18 protein-coding genes are annotated in these 20,642 nt (G+C 34.4%); all 18 read left to right on the top strand.

The window, feature by feature from the left end; all coding sequences use genetic code 11:
• The first annotated feature begins 4 nt into the window (after positions 1–4).
• The 18 genes from I0Q91_RS03255 (at position 5) to I0Q91_RS03170 (ending at position 20,606) form a co-directional block, all read left to right on the top strand.
• The gene (locus tag I0Q91_RS03255) at positions 5–814 is read left to right on the top strand and encodes a phosphoenolpyruvate hydrolase family protein (protein WP_427854494.1); all 810 of its coding nucleotides are present in this window, start codon (positions 5–7) and stop codon (positions 812–814) included.
• 52 nt (positions 815–866) lie between these two features.
• Entirely contained in the window at positions 867–1,733 is an 867-nt protein-coding gene (locus I0Q91_RS03250) for a branched-chain amino acid ABC transporter permease (protein ID WP_270452840.1), read from the top strand.
• On the top strand, positions 1,730–2,668 hold the full coding sequence (locus I0Q91_RS03245; RefSeq protein ID WP_270452839.1) for a branched-chain amino acid ABC transporter permease: 939 nt from the start codon (positions 1,730–1,732) through the stop codon (positions 2,666–2,668). Before I0Q91_RS03250 ends, I0Q91_RS03245 begins: the two co-directional genes overlap by 4 nt.
• Before the next feature lie 77 nt (positions 2,669–2,745).
• Positions 2,746–4,032 carry an ABC transporter substrate-binding protein gene (locus tag I0Q91_RS03240; protein ID WP_270452838.1) on the top strand — a complete coding sequence of 429 codons (1,287 nt, stop codon included), beginning with the start codon at positions 2,746–2,748 and terminating at the stop codon, positions 4,030–4,032.
• A 98-nt stretch (positions 4,033–4,130) separates the two neighbouring features.
• Entirely contained in the window at positions 4,131–4,883 is a 753-nt protein-coding gene (locus I0Q91_RS03235; protein WP_270452837.1) for an ABC transporter ATP-binding protein, read from the top strand.
• A 2-nt stretch (positions 4,884–4,885) separates the two neighbouring features.
• The gene (locus I0Q91_RS03230) at positions 4,886–5,596 is read left to right on the top strand and encodes an ABC transporter ATP-binding protein (protein WP_270452836.1); all 711 of its coding nucleotides are present in this window, start codon (positions 4,886–4,888) and stop codon (positions 5,594–5,596) included.
• Between the two features lie 397 nt (positions 5,597–5,993).
• Entirely contained in the window at positions 5,994–8,708 is a 2,715-nt protein-coding gene (locus tag I0Q91_RS03225) for a winged helix-turn-helix domain-containing protein (RefSeq protein ID WP_270452835.1), read from the top strand.
• 140 nt (positions 8,709–8,848) lie between these two features.
• Positions 8,849–9,535 (top strand): ABC transporter ATP-binding protein, encoded by a 687-nt coding sequence (locus tag I0Q91_RS03220; protein ID WP_270452834.1) that lies wholly within the window; start codon positions 8,849–8,851, stop codon positions 9,533–9,535.
• Between the two features lie 4 nt (positions 9,536–9,539).
• Positions 9,540–10,790, top strand: coding sequence for an ABC transporter permease (locus I0Q91_RS03215; RefSeq protein WP_270452833.1), 1,251 nt, complete (start codon positions 9,540–9,542; stop codon positions 10,788–10,790).
• Between the two features lie 23 nt (positions 10,791–10,813).
• Entirely contained in the window at positions 10,814–12,073 is a 1,260-nt protein-coding gene (locus I0Q91_RS03210; RefSeq protein ID WP_270452832.1) for an ABC transporter permease, read from the top strand.
• 26 nt (positions 12,074–12,099) lie between these two features.
• Positions 12,100–12,915: an outer membrane lipoprotein-sorting protein gene (locus tag I0Q91_RS03205; RefSeq protein ID WP_270452831.1), complete on the top strand. Its 816-nt coding sequence runs from the start codon at positions 12,100–12,102 to the stop codon at positions 12,913–12,915.
• A 110-nt stretch (positions 12,916–13,025) separates the two neighbouring features.
• Positions 13,026–14,201 carry a hypothetical protein gene (locus I0Q91_RS03200; protein WP_270452830.1) on the top strand — a complete coding sequence of 392 codons (1,176 nt, stop codon included), beginning with the start codon at positions 13,026–13,028 and terminating at the stop codon, positions 14,199–14,201.
• Positions 14,202–14,704: 503 nt separating this feature from the next.
• On the top strand, positions 14,705–15,640 hold the full coding sequence (locus tag I0Q91_RS03195; RefSeq protein ID WP_270452829.1) for an ABC transporter permease: 936 nt from the start codon (positions 14,705–14,707) through the stop codon (positions 15,638–15,640).
• Positions 15,640–16,515 (top strand): ABC transporter permease, encoded by an 876-nt coding sequence (locus I0Q91_RS03190; RefSeq protein WP_270452828.1) that lies wholly within the window; start codon positions 15,640–15,642, stop codon positions 16,513–16,515. The genes I0Q91_RS03195 and I0Q91_RS03190 overlap by 1 nt, the downstream gene beginning before the upstream one ends.
• On the top strand, positions 16,505–17,530 hold the full coding sequence (locus I0Q91_RS03185) for an ABC transporter ATP-binding protein (RefSeq protein ID WP_270452827.1): 1,026 nt from the start codon (positions 16,505–16,507) through the stop codon (positions 17,528–17,530). The genes I0Q91_RS03190 and I0Q91_RS03185 overlap by 11 nt, the downstream gene beginning before the upstream one ends.
• Positions 17,530–18,507, top strand: coding sequence for an ABC transporter ATP-binding protein (locus I0Q91_RS03180; RefSeq protein ID WP_270452826.1), 978 nt, complete (start codon positions 17,530–17,532; stop codon positions 18,505–18,507). Before I0Q91_RS03185 ends, I0Q91_RS03180 begins: the two co-directional genes overlap by 1 nt.
• 63 nt (positions 18,508–18,570) lie before the next feature.
• Positions 18,571–20,292 (top strand): ABC transporter substrate-binding protein, encoded by a 1,722-nt coding sequence (locus I0Q91_RS03175; protein WP_270452825.1) that lies wholly within the window; start codon positions 18,571–18,573, stop codon positions 20,290–20,292.
• Positions 20,293–20,360: 68 nt separating this feature from the next.
• Positions 20,361–20,606 (top strand): hypothetical protein, encoded by a 246-nt coding sequence (locus tag I0Q91_RS03170; RefSeq protein ID WP_270452824.1) that lies wholly within the window; start codon positions 20,361–20,363, stop codon positions 20,604–20,606.
• The last annotated feature ends 36 nt before the right edge of the window (positions 20,607–20,642 follow it).

Below are 20,642 nucleotides of genomic sequence, written 5' to 3'. Positions count from 1 at the left end.
AGCTATATTAAAGGACTTTCGTGATAAGATTAGTAAAAATGAAATTATAATAGGTGGTGGAGCTGGAACAGGGATATCAGCAAAATTTGCTGAAAGAGGTAATATTGACTTAATAATTATCTATAATTCAGGTAGATTTAGAATGGCAGGTAGAGGTTCTTTAGCTGGATTACTTCCATTTGGAGATGCTAATGAAATATTAATGGAAATGGCAGATGAAGTTCTTCCAGTAGTTGAAAAAACTCCTGTACTGGCTGGAGTATGCGGTACTGATCCATTTAGAAGAATGGAATATTTTTTAGATGAAGTAAAAGCAAAAGGTTTTGCTGGAATTCAGAATTTCCCTACTGTGGGGCTGTTTGATGGAGATTTTCGTTCAAATCTAGAAGAAACCAATATGGGTATTGATGCCGAGGTTGAAATGATTAGAATTGCTAATGAAAAAGGTCTTTTAACCTGTCCCTATGCTTTTGATGAAGAAGTAGCAGTTAAAATGGCTGAAGCCGGAGCAGATATTTTAGTTCCTCATATGGGCTTAACAACTAAAGGCTCGATTGGCGCTGAAACAGCAATGACACTAGAAGAAGCTGCCAAAAGAGTTCAGGCCATGCATGATGCTGCTAAAGAAGTTAATCCAGATATATTGGTGTTGTGTCATGGTGGGCCAATTGCAGAACCAGAAGATGCAGAGTATATTATTAAAAATACTAAAGGAGTTGTTGGTTTCTTCGGAGCTTCAAGTATTGAAAGACTTCCGACAGAAAAAGCTATTAGAGAGCAGACAGAGAAGTTTAAAAGAATACCATTATCATAAAAATATTCAGTATAATAAATAAAGTTAGTTATAATTTAAGAGGTGACTACTAATGTTTAGTCCTCAGGTGACATTAACAATATTAAATGGATTAACACAGGCTGGCCTACTTTTTTTAATAGCAAGTGGTTTAACACTTGCTTTTGGTTTAATGCAGGTTGTTAATCTTGCACATGGTGCATTTTATCTCTTAGGAGGATTCATAGGTTATTCAGTTTTTAGAGCTACATCTATCTGGTGGCTTGCTGTAATTGCAGGCGGCCTTGGAATAGCTATTATAGGATTTTTTATGGAGCGTATCTTGCTTGAAAAAATAAGAGGCAATATGCTTTCAGAAACCCTATTAACTATTGGTATATCAACGGTTATTGCTGATATAGTGCTCTTTATTTGGGGAGGGAGACCTTTAAGTATTCAGACTCCAGAATTCTTAAATCCTCGCCTTAATATTTTTGGTGTAAGATATCCAGGTTTTAGAGTGTTTATTCTATTTCTTAGCATTGCCGTAGGGACTATACTCTGGTTTATATTATTTAAAACTCAGTTAGGCGCAATGATCAGAGCCGGTGTAGATGATAGAGAGATGGTAGCTGCACTTGGTATTAATATTAGAAAGCTGTTTACACTGGTATTTTTGCTTTCAGCATTTTTAGCAGGTGCTGCTGGAGTTGTAGGTGGAACCTATCTTTCGTTACAAATAGGAACCGATGTCCGCTATCTTGTTCTAGCTCTTGTAGTTGTAATAATTGGTGGTATGGGAAGTGTTGGTGGAGCAGCTATTGGAGCACTTATAACAGGTCTAATTTTGAGCTTTAGTGGAGCTTATTTTCCTCAGCTTTCATTCTCATTGACCTTTGCACCAATGGTAATTATTTTAGCTTTAAAACCAGGTGGGCTGCTAGGGAGGAAAATTACATGATAAATAAAATTAAAAATAATTTTAATAGTTTTAGTTTTATAGCTATAGTTATTTTAGCATTATTTGCTCCCTATATACTAACCCCATTTCTTTTAACTGTATTAATTAGAGTACTTTACATGACAATTCTAACTTATAGTTTAAGCTTTCTTGCTGGAAAAGGTGGGATGGTATCATTAGGACAGACTCTATTTTTTGGTTTGTCAGGTTATACTTTAGCAATCTTGCTAATTAGCCATGGTTTTTCTCATTGGACAGCTATTTTAGCTGCAATGGGAGCAGCATTGGTTGGTGCTTTATTGATAGGTTTAATAACAATAAGAACTACAGGTGTATATTTCATTATGATATCACTTGCTTTAGGTCAGATGGCCTGGGCAGTTGCATTACAGTGGAGTTCCTTAACTCATGGTGATGACGGAATTATTGGAATAAGACCACCAGATCTATTCGGGTTTTCCCTAACAAATCGAGTGAATTTTTATTATCTATTGTTAATCTCTTTTGTTCTAATCTTTCTTTTCTTGAGAATGATTAGTTTGTCAAAGTTTGGTTTAGCTTTAAAAGCAGTAAGTAATAATCCAGATAAAATTCAGTCCCTAGGTTATAATACCAGTTTAATCAGATATATCTCTTTTGTAATATCAGGTTTTATTGCTGGTTTATCAGCTTTATTCTTTGTTTATTATAATGGAATTATTAGTCCTGTAACTGTAGGAATCAATCAAGCAGTCTGGATTCTAGTTGCAGCAATTTTAGGTGGTATCAATTCATTAATAGGGCCATTAATTGGTGTAACTGCTGTTATTTTGATGGAAGTTCAGCTTAGTAGATTTACTGATAGATATATGATGATTATAGGTACAGTATTTATTTTGGTAATATTATTTATGCCTGAAGGAATCTGGGGAAAAATACAAGAATTAAGGAGGTGATTATGGAAAAAAATAAAATACACTGTTCTGAATCATTTTGTTTTTGACTTTTTAAAAAATTACAAGGGGGAAGAAAAATGATAAAAAAATTAACTGTAATAGTATTAGCAGTTGCTCTGGTCTTTTCATTCTCAATGATGGCAGAGGCTAATGAACCTATTAAAATTGGTGGAATAGCTCCAATAACAGGAACATTTGCTGGTTTAGGCTCAGATACAATTGAAGGAATTAGAATGGCTCTGGAAGAAGTTGATTATGAAATAGCAGGCCGTGAAATTGAATTGTTTACTGAGGATACCGGAGGAAATACAAGTCAACTATTAAGTGGATTAGATGCATTAGAAATTAGAGATGAAGTTGATATAATATTAGGTCCAGTTCTTGGTGGAGAAGGTATGGCTATGATTGACTGGGCATCTGATACAGATATTCCTATTATAGTAACCTATTCAGCCCCAGAGGATGTTACAATGAGGCGTGCACAGCCTAATGTAGCCAGAGCAGGTTGGACTGGTGCCCAGGTAATGTTTGATTTTGGAGCTTATGTTGTTGAAGATTTAGGATATAACAGCGTAGTTATTATTGGCCAGGATTATGCATTCCCTTATAATCAGGCTGGTGGATTTATGAAAGGTTTTTATTTGGCTGGTGGAGAACGAGTAGAGAGAATTTGGCATCCAATTGGAACAGATGATTATAGTTCAATTTTTGCAACTATGCCCCTTGATGTAGATGCAGCTTTAGTTATAACAGGTGGAGACGATGCAATTAGATTTGTATCTCAGTGGTTTGATTTTGGAATGGATGAAGATCTACCTTTACTAGCTTCTGCTAATACTGTAGAACCAACTGTATTACCCGAGATTGGTGATATAGCAATTGGTATTCAGTCTTCAATGCATTTTGCTGAAGGGATAGATAGACCTGAATTTATAGATTGGGCTGAGAGATATCAAGAAATGTTCGGCAAAGTTCCTTCTGCAGCTTCTGACCATGGCTATACTGCAGCAAGAATGGCATTAATGGCCATTGAAGAAATGGAAGGAAATATAGAAGATAGAGAAGAATTCATGAATATTGTCAGAGCTACTGAAATTCCTGACGCTCCAAGAGGTCCATTCAGACTCGATGAATATGGTAATCCAATCCAGAACGTATATATAAAAGAAGTTAGAGAAGTTGATGGAAGGCTGACTAATGTTGTATTAGAGACTTATGAAGATGTTTCTCAATTTGGTCCTTTTAAAGACTATCCTGAACTTTATATGAGTTTACCAGAACATTCTGCTTCCTTCCCTCCAGATACACAGGAAGAATTCTTTGAATTGCTTCCTGAAGATTTCTTAAGTGAATTTGGTTTTTAAGATAAGTTAATGGATTTAATCTTTAATCAGATTTCAGGGTTGCCTGTCAGAATTATTTCTGGCAGGCTTTCCTGAAAAATGAAAGTGAGGTCTTTAAAATGCCAGATAATGAAGATTATATTTTACAAACTATAAATTTAAGTAAAAGTTTTGGAGGAATCAAGGCTGTTAATAATGTTAGTTTTAAAGTTAAGCCCAAAGAAAATTTAGGTGTAATTGGGCCTAATGGTGCTGGGAAAACTACTATGTTTAATTTAATTACAGGATATATTCCGATTGACTCAGGAGAGATAATATTTGAAAATAATAATATTGAAAAACTGCCTGCAAGAAAAAGATCTTTAACAGGTATTTCAAGGACTTTTCAGACCAGTCAGTTATTTTTAGATTTGACTATAAAGGAAAACTTGTTTTTAGCTGCAAATAAAAATCAAAATACTTATAATATCTTTATCCCCTGGAATAAAGATAAAGAGAAAATAGAAAAAAGTATAGAAATTGCAAAAGAGATTGGCTTATATGATAATTTTAATGTTAAAGCAAAGGAACTTCCCCATGGTAAAAGAAGATTACTTGGGATTGGGCAGGCATTAATATCTGATTCAAAATTATTAATGTTAGATGAGCCTGCAGCAGGTTTACCTGCTCAAGAAAGGAATACTATTTCTAAATTGATAAAGAAAATTACAAAAGAATTAACATTAATTATTATAGATCATGATATGGATATAATTTTCGATTTAGCAGATAGAGTATTAGTAATGAATCAAGGAGAAATTCTTGCCATTGGTGATCCAGAAGAGATACAAAATAATGAAGAAGTTCAACGCATTTATGTTGGAGGGGAATAAAAATGACAGATAGAATTCTCCAGGTTGAAAATTTAAATTCCTTTTATGGACAAAGTCAAATTTTATATGATATAAATTTTGAATTATATAAGAATGAAACAGTAATTGTTTTAGGAAGAAACGGAATGGGTAAAACAACTCTTTTAAGATCTATTATGAATATGAATCCTCCAGATAATGAAGGCTCAATAAATTTCAAGAATCTAGATATCAGCAAATTTCCTTCATACGATATAGCAAAAAGTGGTATTGGATTAGTTCCTCAGGGAAGAAGATTATTTCCCTCGCTATCAGTATATGAGCATTTAACAATGACTCATAGAAAAGGTGAAAATAATGACTGGACACCAGAAAAAGTATTTGATCTTTTTCCTGAAATTGCAAGGAGAAAAAATAACAAAGGAACTGATTTAAGTGGCGGAGAGCAGCAGATGTTAGCAATAGGAAGAGCATTAGTTACTAACCCGAGTCTTCTTTTATTAGATGAACCACTAGAAGGTTTAGCACCAGTAATCTCTGAAAAGGTTATTGACACTGTTAACCTACTGAAAGAAGAGGGGATTACAATACTTTGGGTAGAACAAAAGGCAGTTTTTATAGAAAAAGTTGCTGACAGGGTTATAATTATTGAAAAAGGAGAAATTGTTTATCAAGCAAATACCCAGGAATTTATTGAGAATAAAGAAGTTAAATCTGAATATCTTGGTGTCTAATAAGTATTTATAATCTAAATTTTAATATAATTATGTTTAAGCCAGATTGGCTCCGCCTATTTTTTTACTAATATCGGAAGCTAGTCTGGTATTTTATTTTTCTTTAACTTTTTCAAGCCTTGACAAGTTCTTAAATCTGAAATAGAAAATCTCCTGTTGCAATTCCCGGTAATTATATTATGCAATAAATAATTTAAAAAGATTTTTCTGACTGGCAGATTGAAAGTATACCTCAAATAATATTAAATTTTAAATGATAATCCATTTAATAGCTGACATTTAGCTAGCTTTTTTCTATATAAGCATCATTAAAAGGAGATAACTTATTTATCAAGAATAAATAACTATACAGGGGAAATCAGAAAAATATTATCCATTTAAAAGGAGCTTTATTAAAATGAATACAATTCTAAAAACCAGATTAAAACCACCAACAAGTTCTCACAGGTTGATCAACCGGGAGAGATTAAATAATTTATTCTTTAAAGACCTGGAATCAGCAAACGGCTTTTTACGTTCCTGCACAACTATTTTTGCCCCGGCAGGTTTTGGCAAGACATCTTTTTTACTGAATATTTATCATGAGTTAGAAAAAAGAGATTATATGATTTGCTGGTTGACCCTGGCATCTGAGCATAATTCTCCAGTAACATTAATGAGGTATTTAATAAGCTCTATTAAATCTCAGTTAGATAATTTTGCACCGGATATCAATGATATTATTGATGAAATAGATAGGTCAGGCTTTAGTAAAAGTATTTATAACCAGATCAGAGATAATTTGCTGGTCTATTTTCTTAATCAGCTTGAATCAATAGATAACCGACTTTTTATTTTTATAGATGAGCTTAATGCAATAGAATCTGAAAATACCCTTGATTTAATCAATTTTATAATTGATAATCTGCCTGGGAAAATCCATTTAGTTATTGCCGGTAGGGGCATTCCAGAAAACTGGCCATTAAATCGCTGGCAGTCCAAAGGCAAACTCCTTGCCCTTAGCCTCCAGGAATTAAAGTTTTCTGAGACAGAGATAATTGATTTCTTTAGAGAAAATGAACTGCCAGTATCAGATGAAAGTATTAATAAAATATCCAGGCTAACAGATGGCTGGATTACAGGAATAAAATTAATTACAAACTTAAGAGGCTATACAAGCAATCTCAATGAAAGCCTCATTAACAAACTACCAGCCAGTAAAGAATTAATCTTTGAATATCTAATCGAAGATGTTCTCGATGATATTGACCCCGATTTAAAAGACTTTATCCTGCAGACAGCTTTATTAAATAAATTCAACTATGATCTTGCTGCTGCCATAACTGGCCGAGAAAATAGTCAGGAATTAATCGATCAGGTATATCAGAAACAGTTATTTTTAAGTAAGTATGAAAGTCAGGGCAGCTGGTATGGCTATCATTCAGTATTTTCAGAGGCAATCAAAAAATATCTTGAAAGATACAATCATCAAATTATTTCTGAAACCTATTCAAAGGCTACCGACTGGTTTTTAGCCAATAACCTGATAGATGATGCAGTAGAGCAGGCTTTACTGGCAGAAAACTACGATCAGGTTGGCGAGATCCTCTTTGATAACTTTAAAGAACTAAATACTGAAGGAAAGCATATCCTGATAAAAGAATGGCTGGAGAGAATTCCAGAGGAAGAAATTAATAATAATTTGAAGCTCTATTTAATGAACCTATTTATCCTCAATCTATTATCAGGCCAGCATGATCTAATTGAAAAGAAGATCGACTATCTCCAGGACAAGATAAACCAGGGCATTTTAAATCAGTATCCAAAAAAAGAAGCAGATATCTATACAGGCATCTTCTATCTTACCCGGTTTGTTTATGCCAATTCAAAGGGGGAAAAATTGGATATAAAGGGTTCCCCTGATGATCTATTAAAAAAACTTCCTGCAAATTCATACTGGGAAATGTTAATTAATATGGTTGCTGGCAATGAACTTATGCTCTCAGGCCAATTCGAGCAGGCTATCAAAAGATTTAATGCCGTCAGAAATAGCTATCCAGCCGATGATTATAACTTCTTTATCCAGGTAGCAAACTTAAAGGAGATAATCTCATACTGGTATACAGGCAATCTTTATCAAACTGAGAAGCTCTCCAATAAATTGTTACAGCAGAAAATCAATAGTACTGCTATTAATAACAGCCTGACCAGGTTTGTTGAAATGATCAAAGGGGCAATTCTAACTGAATATAACCAAATAGAAGCTGCCAGTCAATTGGTCTATAGCAATTTAGATAAGATCCAGAATAGCCCTGCCATCACAAGTATTAAATCCTATTCATATTCATTTGCCCTAAAGCATCTATTTTCAGTAAAGGATTATGCCAGGGCAGAGGAATTACTTAATGAATTAGATCTTATTGAAGATGCAGTCAAGAATGCCTTTTTTAGTTGCTGGAATAATGCCTGGAGAGCCAGGTTATGGATTTCTGATGAGAGTAATACTGGTAATTGCCAGAAAGCTATTAAGTACTTAAAGGCTAAAGGAATAAATGAGAATAATGAGATCCAGCTCTTTAGAGATGAAGAATTCCTGGCCCTGGCCAGAGCTTATCTTATAATTGATAGCTTCGATAAGGCAAAAAAACTGCTGGATAATATACTGGATTTCTCTCAGAAATATGGACTGATTGGCACAGAATTAAAGTCCAGGCTCTTATATGCAAAACTCAGCTATAGAAGATCTCAAAATATTGATATAAATAATATTGCCTATATTTTAAATATAAGTTTAGAAAATGAATATTTTAGAACAATTATAGATGAAGGCCAGGAAATAGCCAGGATACTTGCAGCTTATAAGTCAGAAGTTGATCTGCTGGATGACGATAAAGAAGAATTGATTAATAAAATATTTGCTGAGCTGGATTATAAAAACCCTGAAATTTTAAGTGAAAGAGAGATTGAAATTCTCAAAAAAATATCAGAGGGCAAGACAAACAAAGAGATAGCTGAAAACCTATTTATAACTTTGAATACAGTTAAGTGGCATACCAGCAACATCTATAGTAAACTCTCAGTTAAAAACAGGACAGAGGCGGTCAAAGAGGCTAAAAAATTAGGTTTATTATAAAATAATATAGAACTCTAAACCCTTATTAGTATACCTATACTTTAAAACCACACTTATGCGTGGTTACATTTTAAATTATTTAAGGTAAGATTATTAACAGATAGCCAGACTGTTAATAATCCATGATAGGGGGTTTTAAGATGCCATTAATTAATTTAAAAAACGTAAAAAAGATTTATCAGCAGGGAGAGATAGAAGTGCCTGCATTAAGAGGTATAGACTTAGAAATTGAGGCGGCTGAGTTTTCAACAGTCTTTGGCCCATCAGGTTCAGGTAAAACCACATTATTGAATCTCATCGGTGCTTTAGATAAGCCAACAACCGGTCAAATTAAGATCAATGGTTCAACTATAAATGAAATGGACAAAAATGGTCTGGCAACCTTAAGAAGAAATCATATAGGCTTTATTTTTCAGAGCTATAATCTAATTCCAGTACTCTCAGCCTATGAAAATGTAGAATTTGCCTTAAGAATTTCTAAAGGTGGCAAAGATCAGGGCGATAGCGAGAAAGTGGAATCAATTTTGGATAAAGTTGGCCTGGGAGATATGTTAACCAGGAAGCCAAATGAACTTTCAGGTGGCCAGAAACAGAGAGTTGCTATTGCCAGGGCCCTGGTAAAAGAACCTAAACTGGTTCTAGCAGATGAACCGACTGCCAACCTTGATTCTAAAACCAGCCAGGAGGTCCTTGATTTAATGTTAAAGATGAATCAGGAACTGGATACAACTTTTATTTTTTCAACCCATGATCCACTGGTAATGGAATATGCAGATAGATTGCTTGAAATCAAAGACGGTAATATTTCAAAGGATGAGAGGAGGTAATTAAATGTATCTTCTAAAGATAGCATTTAGAAATTTATTTCGCAGGAAAAAAAGGACATTTATTATCTCCGGCTTATTAGTAATAGCTGTGATAATCTTCCTTTTGTTAGAATCATTCTTATTTGGGATGTTTGATCTTGCCTTTGAAAATATAATCGATGTCAGTACTCCCCATCTTGAAATAGCGAGAGAAGAGTTAATAGCTGAGACCGAGGCAGGTGAAGATATTCCTTTAGAGGAGACTTTTTATCCTGAGGAAGAACTTATATCAGAGGTAGAAACCCTGGAAAGTTTGCAGGCCTATACTGGTCTACTTGATTTCTCAGCAGATTTTATAGCCGGTCGCCATGAATTTCCGGTTTTAGTTAGGTCCATCGAACCAGCCAGTTTTGGCCAGGTCTTCAGGAATGAAGATTATCTTGTTGCCGGTGATTTCATTAGAGACTCAGAAGATGATGGAGTTGTGATTGGAGATCAACTGGCCCGATTCTTCGATCTTGAGGTAGGGGATTTTTATACCTTAAGATTTCAAGACGATGCCGGCTCTCTTAATACTCTTCAGGGCGAAGTTAGAGGAATTATCTCGACCCCTGATCCAGAAGTTAATCTGAGAACAGTCTATATAGCCAGTGCTCAGTCATATTTAGCTCTTGGAATTGAAGAGGATTTGATCAATCGACTGGTTATAAGGTTAGATAATCGCCATATAGCCGCTGATAGGGCAGATGAATTATCTCTAGCAGTCCAGAATAACGATTTTACTATCCAATCCTATGAAGATACCAATGAGATGTTAGTCTCTGCTTATGCCTGGAATACCATAGAGATTTATTTTATTCTCGGACTTTTCTTGCTTGTCGGTATAATCGGAATCTTTACAGCTATTGTTCTGGCAGCAATTGAGAGAGTTGAAGAGATAGGAATGATGAAAGCAATGGGCTTAAAACAGTCAGAGATTATTAAGATCTTGATATATGAAGCAGCAGGTATTGGCTTGATAGGGAGTTTGATAGGCTCATTTATTGGCCTTCTGCTCTTGATCGTCTTTAATATTTATGGTGTTTCAGCAGATTTAATCGGTATGGCTGATATAGGTATTTTCCCAATTGAAGGCGGTAGAATCCATGGAGCTATTAATCTTTCCTCATTTCTATTAATTATATTTTTAGTTATTTTTGTATCAATCATAGCCAGTATCATACCTGCATATTGGGCTTCTAAAAAGAATCCGGCAGAAGCAATCCACCATAAATAAACTGGCCAGGAGGTGTATTTAAAATGCAATTAGTAAAAATAGCCTGGAGAAATTTAACCAGGAATAAAATGCGTACTTTTATAGCTGTAGCAGCAATCGCAGCAGTTGTTACCATAGTTATTTTCTCCAGAGCTTTTATGTCTGGTGCAACTGAAACAATTTTTGGCCTATATATCGATAATAACTATGGCCATGTTAGAGTAACCACCGAGGAATATAATATTAGAGAGACTATCCTACCCCTGGATTATACCATTACCGGTTTCAATCAGGGTGGTGCAGAAGAGATGGATGAGCTAATTAACCAGGTTGAAGCAGTTAATTATACAGTTCCTAGAATCCGTTTTGGTTCCATGGCCAGCATCGATGGCGAACTGATCAGAATGTTAGGTGTCGGAGTGGATTATGACAGGGAATCAACCCATGGAGTTATTCCAGATGAGATCACTGAAGGTAGAATGGCTGAATCTGGCAACGAAATTGTTGTCGGGATTGGCCTATTAGAAGAAATCAATCGAGAATTAAATGACACAGTAACCCTGATGTTTTCAGATAGCTACCAGTCCTTACAGGGCAGGACATTTGAAATAGTTGGCATTAGGGATACAGGGGTCAATGATCTCGATGATAATTTTTTCTATCTGCCCCTGGCAACTGCCCAGGATATGCTCTATTTAGATGATCAGTACAGCGAGATTATGATTTTTGGGAATTCTATAGCTGATACAACAGAGCTTAAAGCTGATATAGAAACTCTCCTGGCCGAACATGGTGGAGACAATTATTTAGCTCAAACCTTTAGAGAAGCCAACCCAATTATCGAAACCTTTGATGAGGTTTACGATATGATGAATTTTGTTTATATTCTATTTATTTTAATGGGTACAATTGTTATAATAAGTGTATTAACAATGATTGTTAGAGAAAGGACTTCAGAGATAGGAATGCTCTCTGCACTTGGCCTTAAAGCCGGAGATATAATGAAAATATTTATTCTTGAAGGTGGTTTTATGGGTATTATCGGGAGTATTCTAGGTGTTGTTACAGGTGGGCTTATCACCTATTATTACTCAATTAACGGTCTTTATGTAGAAGAATTTGCTAATACAGTGGCTGAGGCTGACTTCTTAATGGAGCCGGTCTTCCATTTAAGCTTTAGCCTTGAGAATCTTATATTTAGCTTTATTCTATCAACAATCATTGTTACCCTGGCCTGTTTTTATCCGGCCTTTAAAGCAGCTAAGATGGATCCAGCTGAAGCAATTCATCATGTTGAAGAATAATCAATTAAATAAGGGGTGTGGATAAAATGTTAAAGAGTTTATTTAAGAAAAAAGGTTTAACAACTATTTTAATTATATTCTTATTTGTAATGGCAACAACTTTCTTATCAGTAAGTTATGGTTTTACAGCTGAACCAGGTGAAAATATAACAGAAATAGAAACAGATTTAACAGCTGAAGAGATCATGAACCAGCGGGATGACAATGAATTTATCGTTTCAGCCAGAATGGAAGCCGAGATGGTGATTGTTAAAGGCAATAGAGAAACTGTCAAAGAGATGGTCTCTTATTCCCAGGAAGGCGATGCCCTGACTGAATTTACAAACCCTAGAGATAGGGGAACTAAATATTTAAAATTGGGGGAAGAGCTCTGGATGTATTTCCCTGATGCCGAAGATCTAGTTAGAATCTCAGGCCATATGCTTAACCAGGGCATGATGGGCAGTGATTTTTCCTATCAGGATGCCCTTGAATCAGAGAGATTAACCGACCTGTATCAGTTTGAGCTATTAGGCGAAGAAGAGATAGATGGCCGGATGGCCTATGTTTTAAGCGGTATAGCCCGGGAAGGCGAAGAGGTCTCCTATTATGAAAGAAAGATCTGGATCGACCAGGAGCGCTATATTGGCCTCAGAGAAGAGCTCTATGCCAGAAATGGCCGGATGTTAAAGGTTGCCGAGGTTACTGAAGTCGATCTATTTGATGACGATCGCTGGTATCCAACAGAGATGGTCATGAGTGATCAGTTAATGGAAGATAGCAGGACTATTTTTAGGATTAATGAAATTGAATTTAACCCGGAGATTCCAGAAGGTACATTCTCTCTTGATAGCCTGCAGTAAACTTGATATAAAATTATTTATCGAGCCTGGCTTGATTTATAGTATAAAGTAATCTGGCTTGAAAGTCAGTATAAAGTAATTAAGAGAACTTATAATTGAAAGGGGATATTATGAAATTAAATAAACAATTAGGAATAGCTCTGACATTTGCAATAATATTTATATTGATAGCTGGTTTTAATAACCAGCAGGTTCAGGCAGTAGAAATAGGAGGAGAGCTAAATCTAAATGCAGGCCTTAATTATCAGGCAGATGGAGATTTATCTACAACTTTTTCTGGCTCGACTGAGCTAGAATTTTATCTGCCAGCTGCTGCCGGTATTGAGCCAAGACTAGTAATGCAGGGTTCATTAAGAGATACCGGTGATGCTGATTTTAATTTTAAGTATCTTTATCTTAGAAGAAGATTTGATAGTGGTCATTTAACATTAGGCCGCCAGCCAGTCTCCTGGTCATATGGGGCAGTTATTAATCCTTATGACTATGGTTTTTCTATAGAAGGTCTGGCCGGCGAGACCTTAACACCAGGTATAGATGGTGCCCGCTATTTCCATAGTTTAGGTGCAGGCCGCAGCTTACAGGCAGTTATCAACTGGCCAGAATATAATTCAGAACTCAATCAATTAGGGTTTGGCACCAGACTCCGGCTTCCAGGCCAGGGCTATGATTTAAGCTTTAACCTGGCCAGCCATGAGATCCCTGAATTTGATTTTATTAATAGTGAAATAGTTTTAATTGGTTTTGACCGATTGACCAGAGCCGGCATCACCTATAGTGGAGATATAGGTGAACTGGGAGCTTATGGTGCAGCAGGCTATTACAGATTAAATGATAGTGAAATAGACGACTGGGTCATCCAGCTCGGCCTTGACTATAGCTGGCAGACTGGAGAATTTGCTGATAGGCAGGTAATGGTCCAGGGCGAGTATTTAAGATTCATTCAGAATGACCTTGATATGAATGCACTTTTAGGGCTTGCTTTATCAAATCAATCATTCGGTGGGCAAATGCCAGGAGGCGATATGCCTGCAAATGGAGTGGCCGGTGGAGAAATCTTTACTGCTAGAGACTTGTTTATTTTAAATATTAGCACCAATCTGGATAGCTTTACTAATATAGGTTTAGCCCTGCTAGGAGAGACTGAAAACAAGAATCTAATGGCAGCTCCTTATTATATTAGCGACTTAGGCGGAGGCCTTGAATTGAGGATTGATGGAAGTATTGGTTTAGATAGTAATAATGATATTAATACTGGAATCTCAGCAGGCATGACTTATTATTTTTAGATCAAATAATCTTTGCTTTTATACCAATGCCTTAATGCTGGAGGTTTTGCCAGAATATTAGAAAAGATGCATTGGTCAGAGGCTAATGAAGAAAATGCTTGATCTGTTAGATCACCTGGGTTTTATTGATTTAACCTGTGACCAGGAGGTCATGGAATTTTGCGGTGAAATTAAAAGAAGATAGAAAGAGTTTACAATAATTAAGTCCGAAAAAATATCCTGGCAATGTTAAGCATCCCACTAAAACCTCCCATTTCTCAATGGAGGTTTTTTTGTTTTTTGAGACTGTTTAAGTCCTGTAATATTAATTTTTTAAAAAGGTTAAAAAACTACTTGACTTAAATTGTTTAAATATTTATACTAGTGTTATATAAGGCTTAAAAAGGGGGTAAATTCCTATCATTTTTTTAAAGAGTTTAAATAACTATTGGGTTAGAAAAATATTTAAAGCAATATTTACTATCTGGTTTGTTACTACATTAATATTTTTTCTTATAAGATTAATGCCGTCTAATCCTGTTGATATTTATGTAAATGAATTAATTTCAAGTCATGGTATTTCAGTTGAAGCTGCTAGATCAAGGGCTTCCGCTTTATATGCTTTAGATCTTGATATGCCTGTATGGAGACAATATATATCTTATTTAGGGAATCTTATACAGGGAAATATGGGACAATCAATTAGATCGCCAGGGGTTAGAGTATCTACTATTATTAGAGCACGATTACCCTGGACATTGTTTACTGTTGGGTCAGGTTTAATTATTAGTACAATTTTAGGAATTGTTTTAGGAACTATATCGGCATTTAAGAGGGATAAATGGTATGAGCCAATCATAACAGGTTCTGCTTCAATTATTAGCGCTATTCCAGATTTTCTAATAGGAATTTTTCTAATAATATTTTTTGGCATTATTACATGGTTTGGAATGGACAGACCATTATTACCAATTCAATCTATGAGAGGTACTCATACGATGGGATTATCTATAGATGATGGTTTTACATATATTAGAGACATTTTTGCTCATGGAATGTTTCCTATAATAACTTATGTTTTAGCTCAAATAGGAATGTGGGTATTACTAATGAAAGGAAGCACAACATCTACTTTAAAAAAAGAGTATGTGAAATTAGCTGAAGCTAGAGGACTAAGTAATACTAAAATAATGTCTAAATATGTAGCACGAAATGCATTCTTACCTATAGCAACCGAGTTCGCTATGAGAATGGGCTTTATATTAGGAGGATCATTAATAATTGAGCAATTATTTGTTTATGAGGGTTTAGGATTAGAGCTGTTAAATGCTGTTCATGGAAGAGATTATCCAGTAATGCAAGGTATTTTATTAATAATAACTGCATGCATAGTATTTTCAAACTTGTTTGCAGAATTAATATATGGAGCTCTAGATCCAAGAACCAGGAGGGGAGAATAGTGGAATCCACTCAATATTTATTCAAGAAATTCAAAGTCGGATTAAAAGCAATGCTAAGTGATAAAATCGGTGTCTTAGGGATATCAATATTGCTAATAATAATTTTATTGTCAGCAATTTCTCCTTATATATTCCCTTTACAAAGTCGAGCCGATCCTACTCAAATTTTTCAGCCACCCTCTGGAGAAAATTGGTTAGGTACAGATCATATGGGTAGAGATATCTGGCCACAAATTGCAAATGGAGGACGTGGCTTATTATTACTTGCATTTATAACAGCATCAATAAGTGTAATGATTGGTATTTTCTTGGGAACTGCTGCACCTTTAATAGGTGGTAAATTTGATGAGATATTGTTATTTTTTGCAGATGTATGGCTTACAATCCCCAGGTTCCCATTATTAGTTGTTTTATCAGGTTTTTTTAATTTAACAAGTTATGTTTTGGCTCTGGTTTTAGCGATCTTATCATGGGCAGGTTTATTTAGAAGTATACGTGCAGAAGTATTGAGTTTGAAGGAAAGAGAATATGTTGAAGCAGCTAAAATGCTGGATTTAAGCATTATACATGTAATCTTCAAGGAGATTACTCCTAATATGATGCCTTTTATAATAATGAATTTTACTTTGATGATGAGGCATGCAATTTATGCACAAGTAGGGCTGTTTTTTTTAGGATTGCTGCCTTTAGAGGTAAACTGGGGGGTTATGTTAAATATAGCATGGGCTCAAGGAGCTATCTATCATCCTGATGCCTTATGGTTTATATTAGCACCAGCGATTGCAATTTCATTACTGATATTAAGCCTGGTCTGGATTAATAGATCACTTGAGAACCTATTTAATCCAGTGTTAAGGACTGATCATGATGACTAAAGCTATGAAAAAAGAATTACTAAAAATAAATGACTTAAGTATTGCTTATAATACTCCAAGAGGTAAACTTCATGCTGTAAGAAATGTAAATTTAACAGTTCATGAAAATGAAGTCGTAGCATTAATTGGTGAATCTGGCTGTGGAAAAACTACTCTCTGTTTATCAATTGTTCAGTTGGATGAAGATAATGCTCAATTATTAAACGGTGAAATTAATTATTATAAAGATGGAGAAGTAAAAATTCTAACTCAAATGAGTGAAAGAGATATTAAAATAATTCGCTGGCAAGAAATTGCTCTCATGTTTCAGGCTTCTCAAAGTGTTTTTAATCCAGTTATTAAAATTAAAGAACACTTTATTGATACTGTTAAGGCCCATGATAATGGTTATTCAAGAAAAGCCATAATTGATAAAAGTAAAAACTTATTAAGTAAAATGCAACTAGATGCTGATAGGGTATTAAATTCATATGCCCATGAATTATCAGGTGGAATGAAACAAAGAGCATTAATAGCTTTAAGTTTTATATTAGATCCAAAAATTGTAATCTTTGATGAACCAACAACTGCTCTGGATGTTTTAACTCAAAGAAAAATCATAGACCTTTTAAGATTGATAAAAGAAGAATATAATTTTTCAATTATTATAATTACTCATGATCTAGCTATAGCTGCAGAATTAGCTGATAAAGTAGCTACTATGTATGCAGGGCAGATTGTTGAAAATGGAAAAACAGAAGATATTTTTTATAGTCCTTCACACCCATATTCTTATGGTCTGATAAATGCAGTACCAAAATTAATATCTGATAAGTGTGAAGGTGATTTAAGCTCAATACCTGGAAGCCCTCCAGATTTGATAGATATAGAAAATAAATGTCAATTTTCACCCAGATGTAATTTTGCCACAGAAGAATGTTTTAGAGATGAACCAACTATAATTAAAGTTGGGGAATCTCATTTTGTGGCTTGTTACAACTATAAAAATGTGCCTCCTATAAGGAGAGATAATTGATGGCAGCAAATTTAATTGAAATAAGTAACCTTCATAAAAAGTTTGGACAAGGTAAAAAAGAAGTATGGGTATTACGAGGTTTAAATTTTAGTATAAAAAGAAAAGAAACATTTTGTATAGTTGGAGAATCTGGTTGTGGGAAAACAACACTAGGTAGAATTCTTGCAAATATAGAAAGTTATAGCAAAGGTTCTTACAGATTTTCAGGTCAAGAGGTTAAAGATCTTACAAAAAAAGATTTAAGAAGTTTTAAAAAAGATGTTCAGATGATTCATCAGGATCCTTTCGCTTCGTTAAACCCTGTTCAAACAATCTTTTCTATTATAGCTAATCCGTTAAAAAGACATAATATTACCAAAAAATATAATGAAACTTATAAAGAGGTAAGTCGTATATTAGATTTAGTAGGATTAACACCTGTTGAAGATTTTTTAGATAAATATCCTCATCAATTATCAGGGGGGCAAAAGCAGAGAGTATCGATTGCAAGAGCATTAACTCTGGACCCAAGTTTTATGGTGGTGGATGAAGCAGTTTCTATGATTGATACTTCATTAAGAATTAGTATTTTAAATAGTTTAAAAGAGTTACAAATGAAATATAATGTTTCTTTCTTTTTTATAACACATGATTTAACAATAGCAAATTATTTTGCAAAAGAAGGAAGAATAGCAGTAATGTATCTCGGTAAAATCGTTGAATTAGGTGAAACAGATGAATTGATTTATAATGCAAAGCATCCTTATACAAAAGCTTTGATTGGAGCTATACCAGAAGCTGATCCGATAATAACAAAAAGCAAAGAAAGGTTTCAATTAAAAGAGGGGAATATACCTGAGTTAAAAAATATTCCTTCTGGATGCGCTTTTAATACTCGTTGTCCATGGGCTGAAGAGCCTGTTTGTTATGATAAAGATCCTTTATTAATTGGTTCTGAAGAACATCAGGTTGCCTGTCATGTTGTTAATAACAATTAATTAGAAGGGGGGATTATTTGAGTTAAATATTTATTTAACATTAAAACACCGAGGAGGATTAAAATGAAAAAACTAACGATTTTAATGATCTTTGTTTTTATGTTTGTAAGTTTAGGTTTGGTTAATACAATGGAGGTTAATGCACAATCAGCTGTTTTTGCTGGTGGATGGCCTTATTCAGCTCCACCATCTGGTCACTTTAATATGTTCGTTCCTGGTGCCATTGAATTGAGGTTTTTTAGAGATATCCATCAACTACCAATGGGATTTCTTATTTGGGCAGATAATGAATATGAGGGATATCTTGCTTCTGACTGGACAATTGATCAAGAAAACAATCAGATAACTGTTCAATTACGTGAAGATGTTTACTGGCATAACGGCGATGAATTTAATGCTGAAGACGTAATAACTACTTTTACAATTTTGAGATTTATGGAGGCTCCTGTCTGGAATTATTTGAGTTCTGTAGATGTAATATCTGACCATGAATTAACTTTTAATATAGATAGAGCCTCTTCATTGATTTTAAGAATGGTATTAAGAGAAAATATAGTAGATACTCACACTTATGGTGATTTTGCTGCAAGAATTGAACAATTAATTGAAGACGGGCATGATTCAGAATCTGAAGAATGGAAAGACTTGCAGGTTGATTTCAGTGAATTTAGACCTGATTATGTTAATGCAACTGGACCATATTATTTAGACCCTGCTAGTGTAAGTTCTTCTCAAGTTGTATTAAAGAAAAATAATAATTCTTATTTGGCTGATCAGGTCCATTTTGATGAGATACTTGTCTATAATGGAGGGGTTTCTGATTTAACTCCGTTAGTTTTAAATCAACAGGCAGATTATTTGACACATGAGTTCCCTTCTGGTACAATGACAGCATTTGAAAATATGGGAATAGAGTTTGTTCAGACACCAGCTGTAGATGGCTTAGCTGTTTATTTTAATCATAACTTGGAACCTTTAAATGATTTAAATGTCAGAAAAGCTTTAGCTTATGCTATAGATAGAAATTTAGTTGGTGATATTGCTTTGCCTGGTGTTAGTATTGGAGTAGATTGGATTACAGGAATTGGAGAGCCAACTATGGAAGGTTGGAATGTTGAAACAGGTTCATTAACAAGATATGAGCTGGATCATGATAAAGCAGCTTCATATTTAGAAGAATCTGGATTCTATAAAGAAGACGGAAATTGGTATTCTGTAGATGGTGATCAATTCACATTAAGAATCCAAACCCCATCGGCCTGGGCCGATGCTTCAGTTGCAGCAGAAACAATTGCTGAATTACTAACTGATTTTGGAATAGAAACCAGATTTAATGGAATTGAAGAGTCACAAAGAGTCCCTAATATAGAAGCTGGTAATTTTGAAATGGCCCTATCTTTCTGGGGTACTGGCCAACCACATCCAATGTATGCATATGAAGGTCCTATTATTTATCAAAATACTAGAGCTTCAGGACCTGGAATTGGATTTGATGTTGAAGTAGAAACAGATAGAGGAACTTTTAATATGGAAGATCTTATTTTATCATCAGCTGATGGTTGGGATGTTCAAGATCAAGAAGAAACTATCCAGGATATAGTTTATTCATTCAATCAAAGTCTGCCTATTCTGCCAGTGATTGCTCTTTCTGGAAGGAATCTAACAAGTTCTGGTTTGACAACTGAATGGCCTGATTTTGATGATCCAATTTACTTGAATTCTCCAGGTGATGATAACTTTACAATTATTTCAATACTAAGAGGAGATATTAAGCCGATTCAGTAATTTTATAATTAATGAACCCCTCTTCTGAGGGGTTCATATTAAAATATTAGCAGGAGGTCATGTTTTATATGGATATTCAATTAATGCCTGAGGTTAAAAGAATCATAAATTATAATAATGAAATTAATATAGGTTTTGAGTTAAATATCTTATTAGATAAAGACAATTACTATAATATAAAACCAGCTATTAATTTTTTAAAAACAAAAATTAATGTAAATTATTCAAATGAAATAATGGGAGGCTATAATTTAATTACTAAAAGAATAAGTAGAGTCAAGTCCATATTTGTGTGTAAATTCCTCAGTCAGTAATAAAGTTAAGCAATAAAGCCAGTTTTAGCTTTTTTC

This window comes from Halonatronomonas betaini, from assembly GCF_015666175.1.
Lineage (GTDB): Bacteria > Bacillota > Halanaerobiia > Halanaerobiales > Halarsenatibacteraceae > Halonatronomonas > Halonatronomonas betaini.
This window is presented reverse-complemented; position numbering and strand designations above follow the sequence as displayed.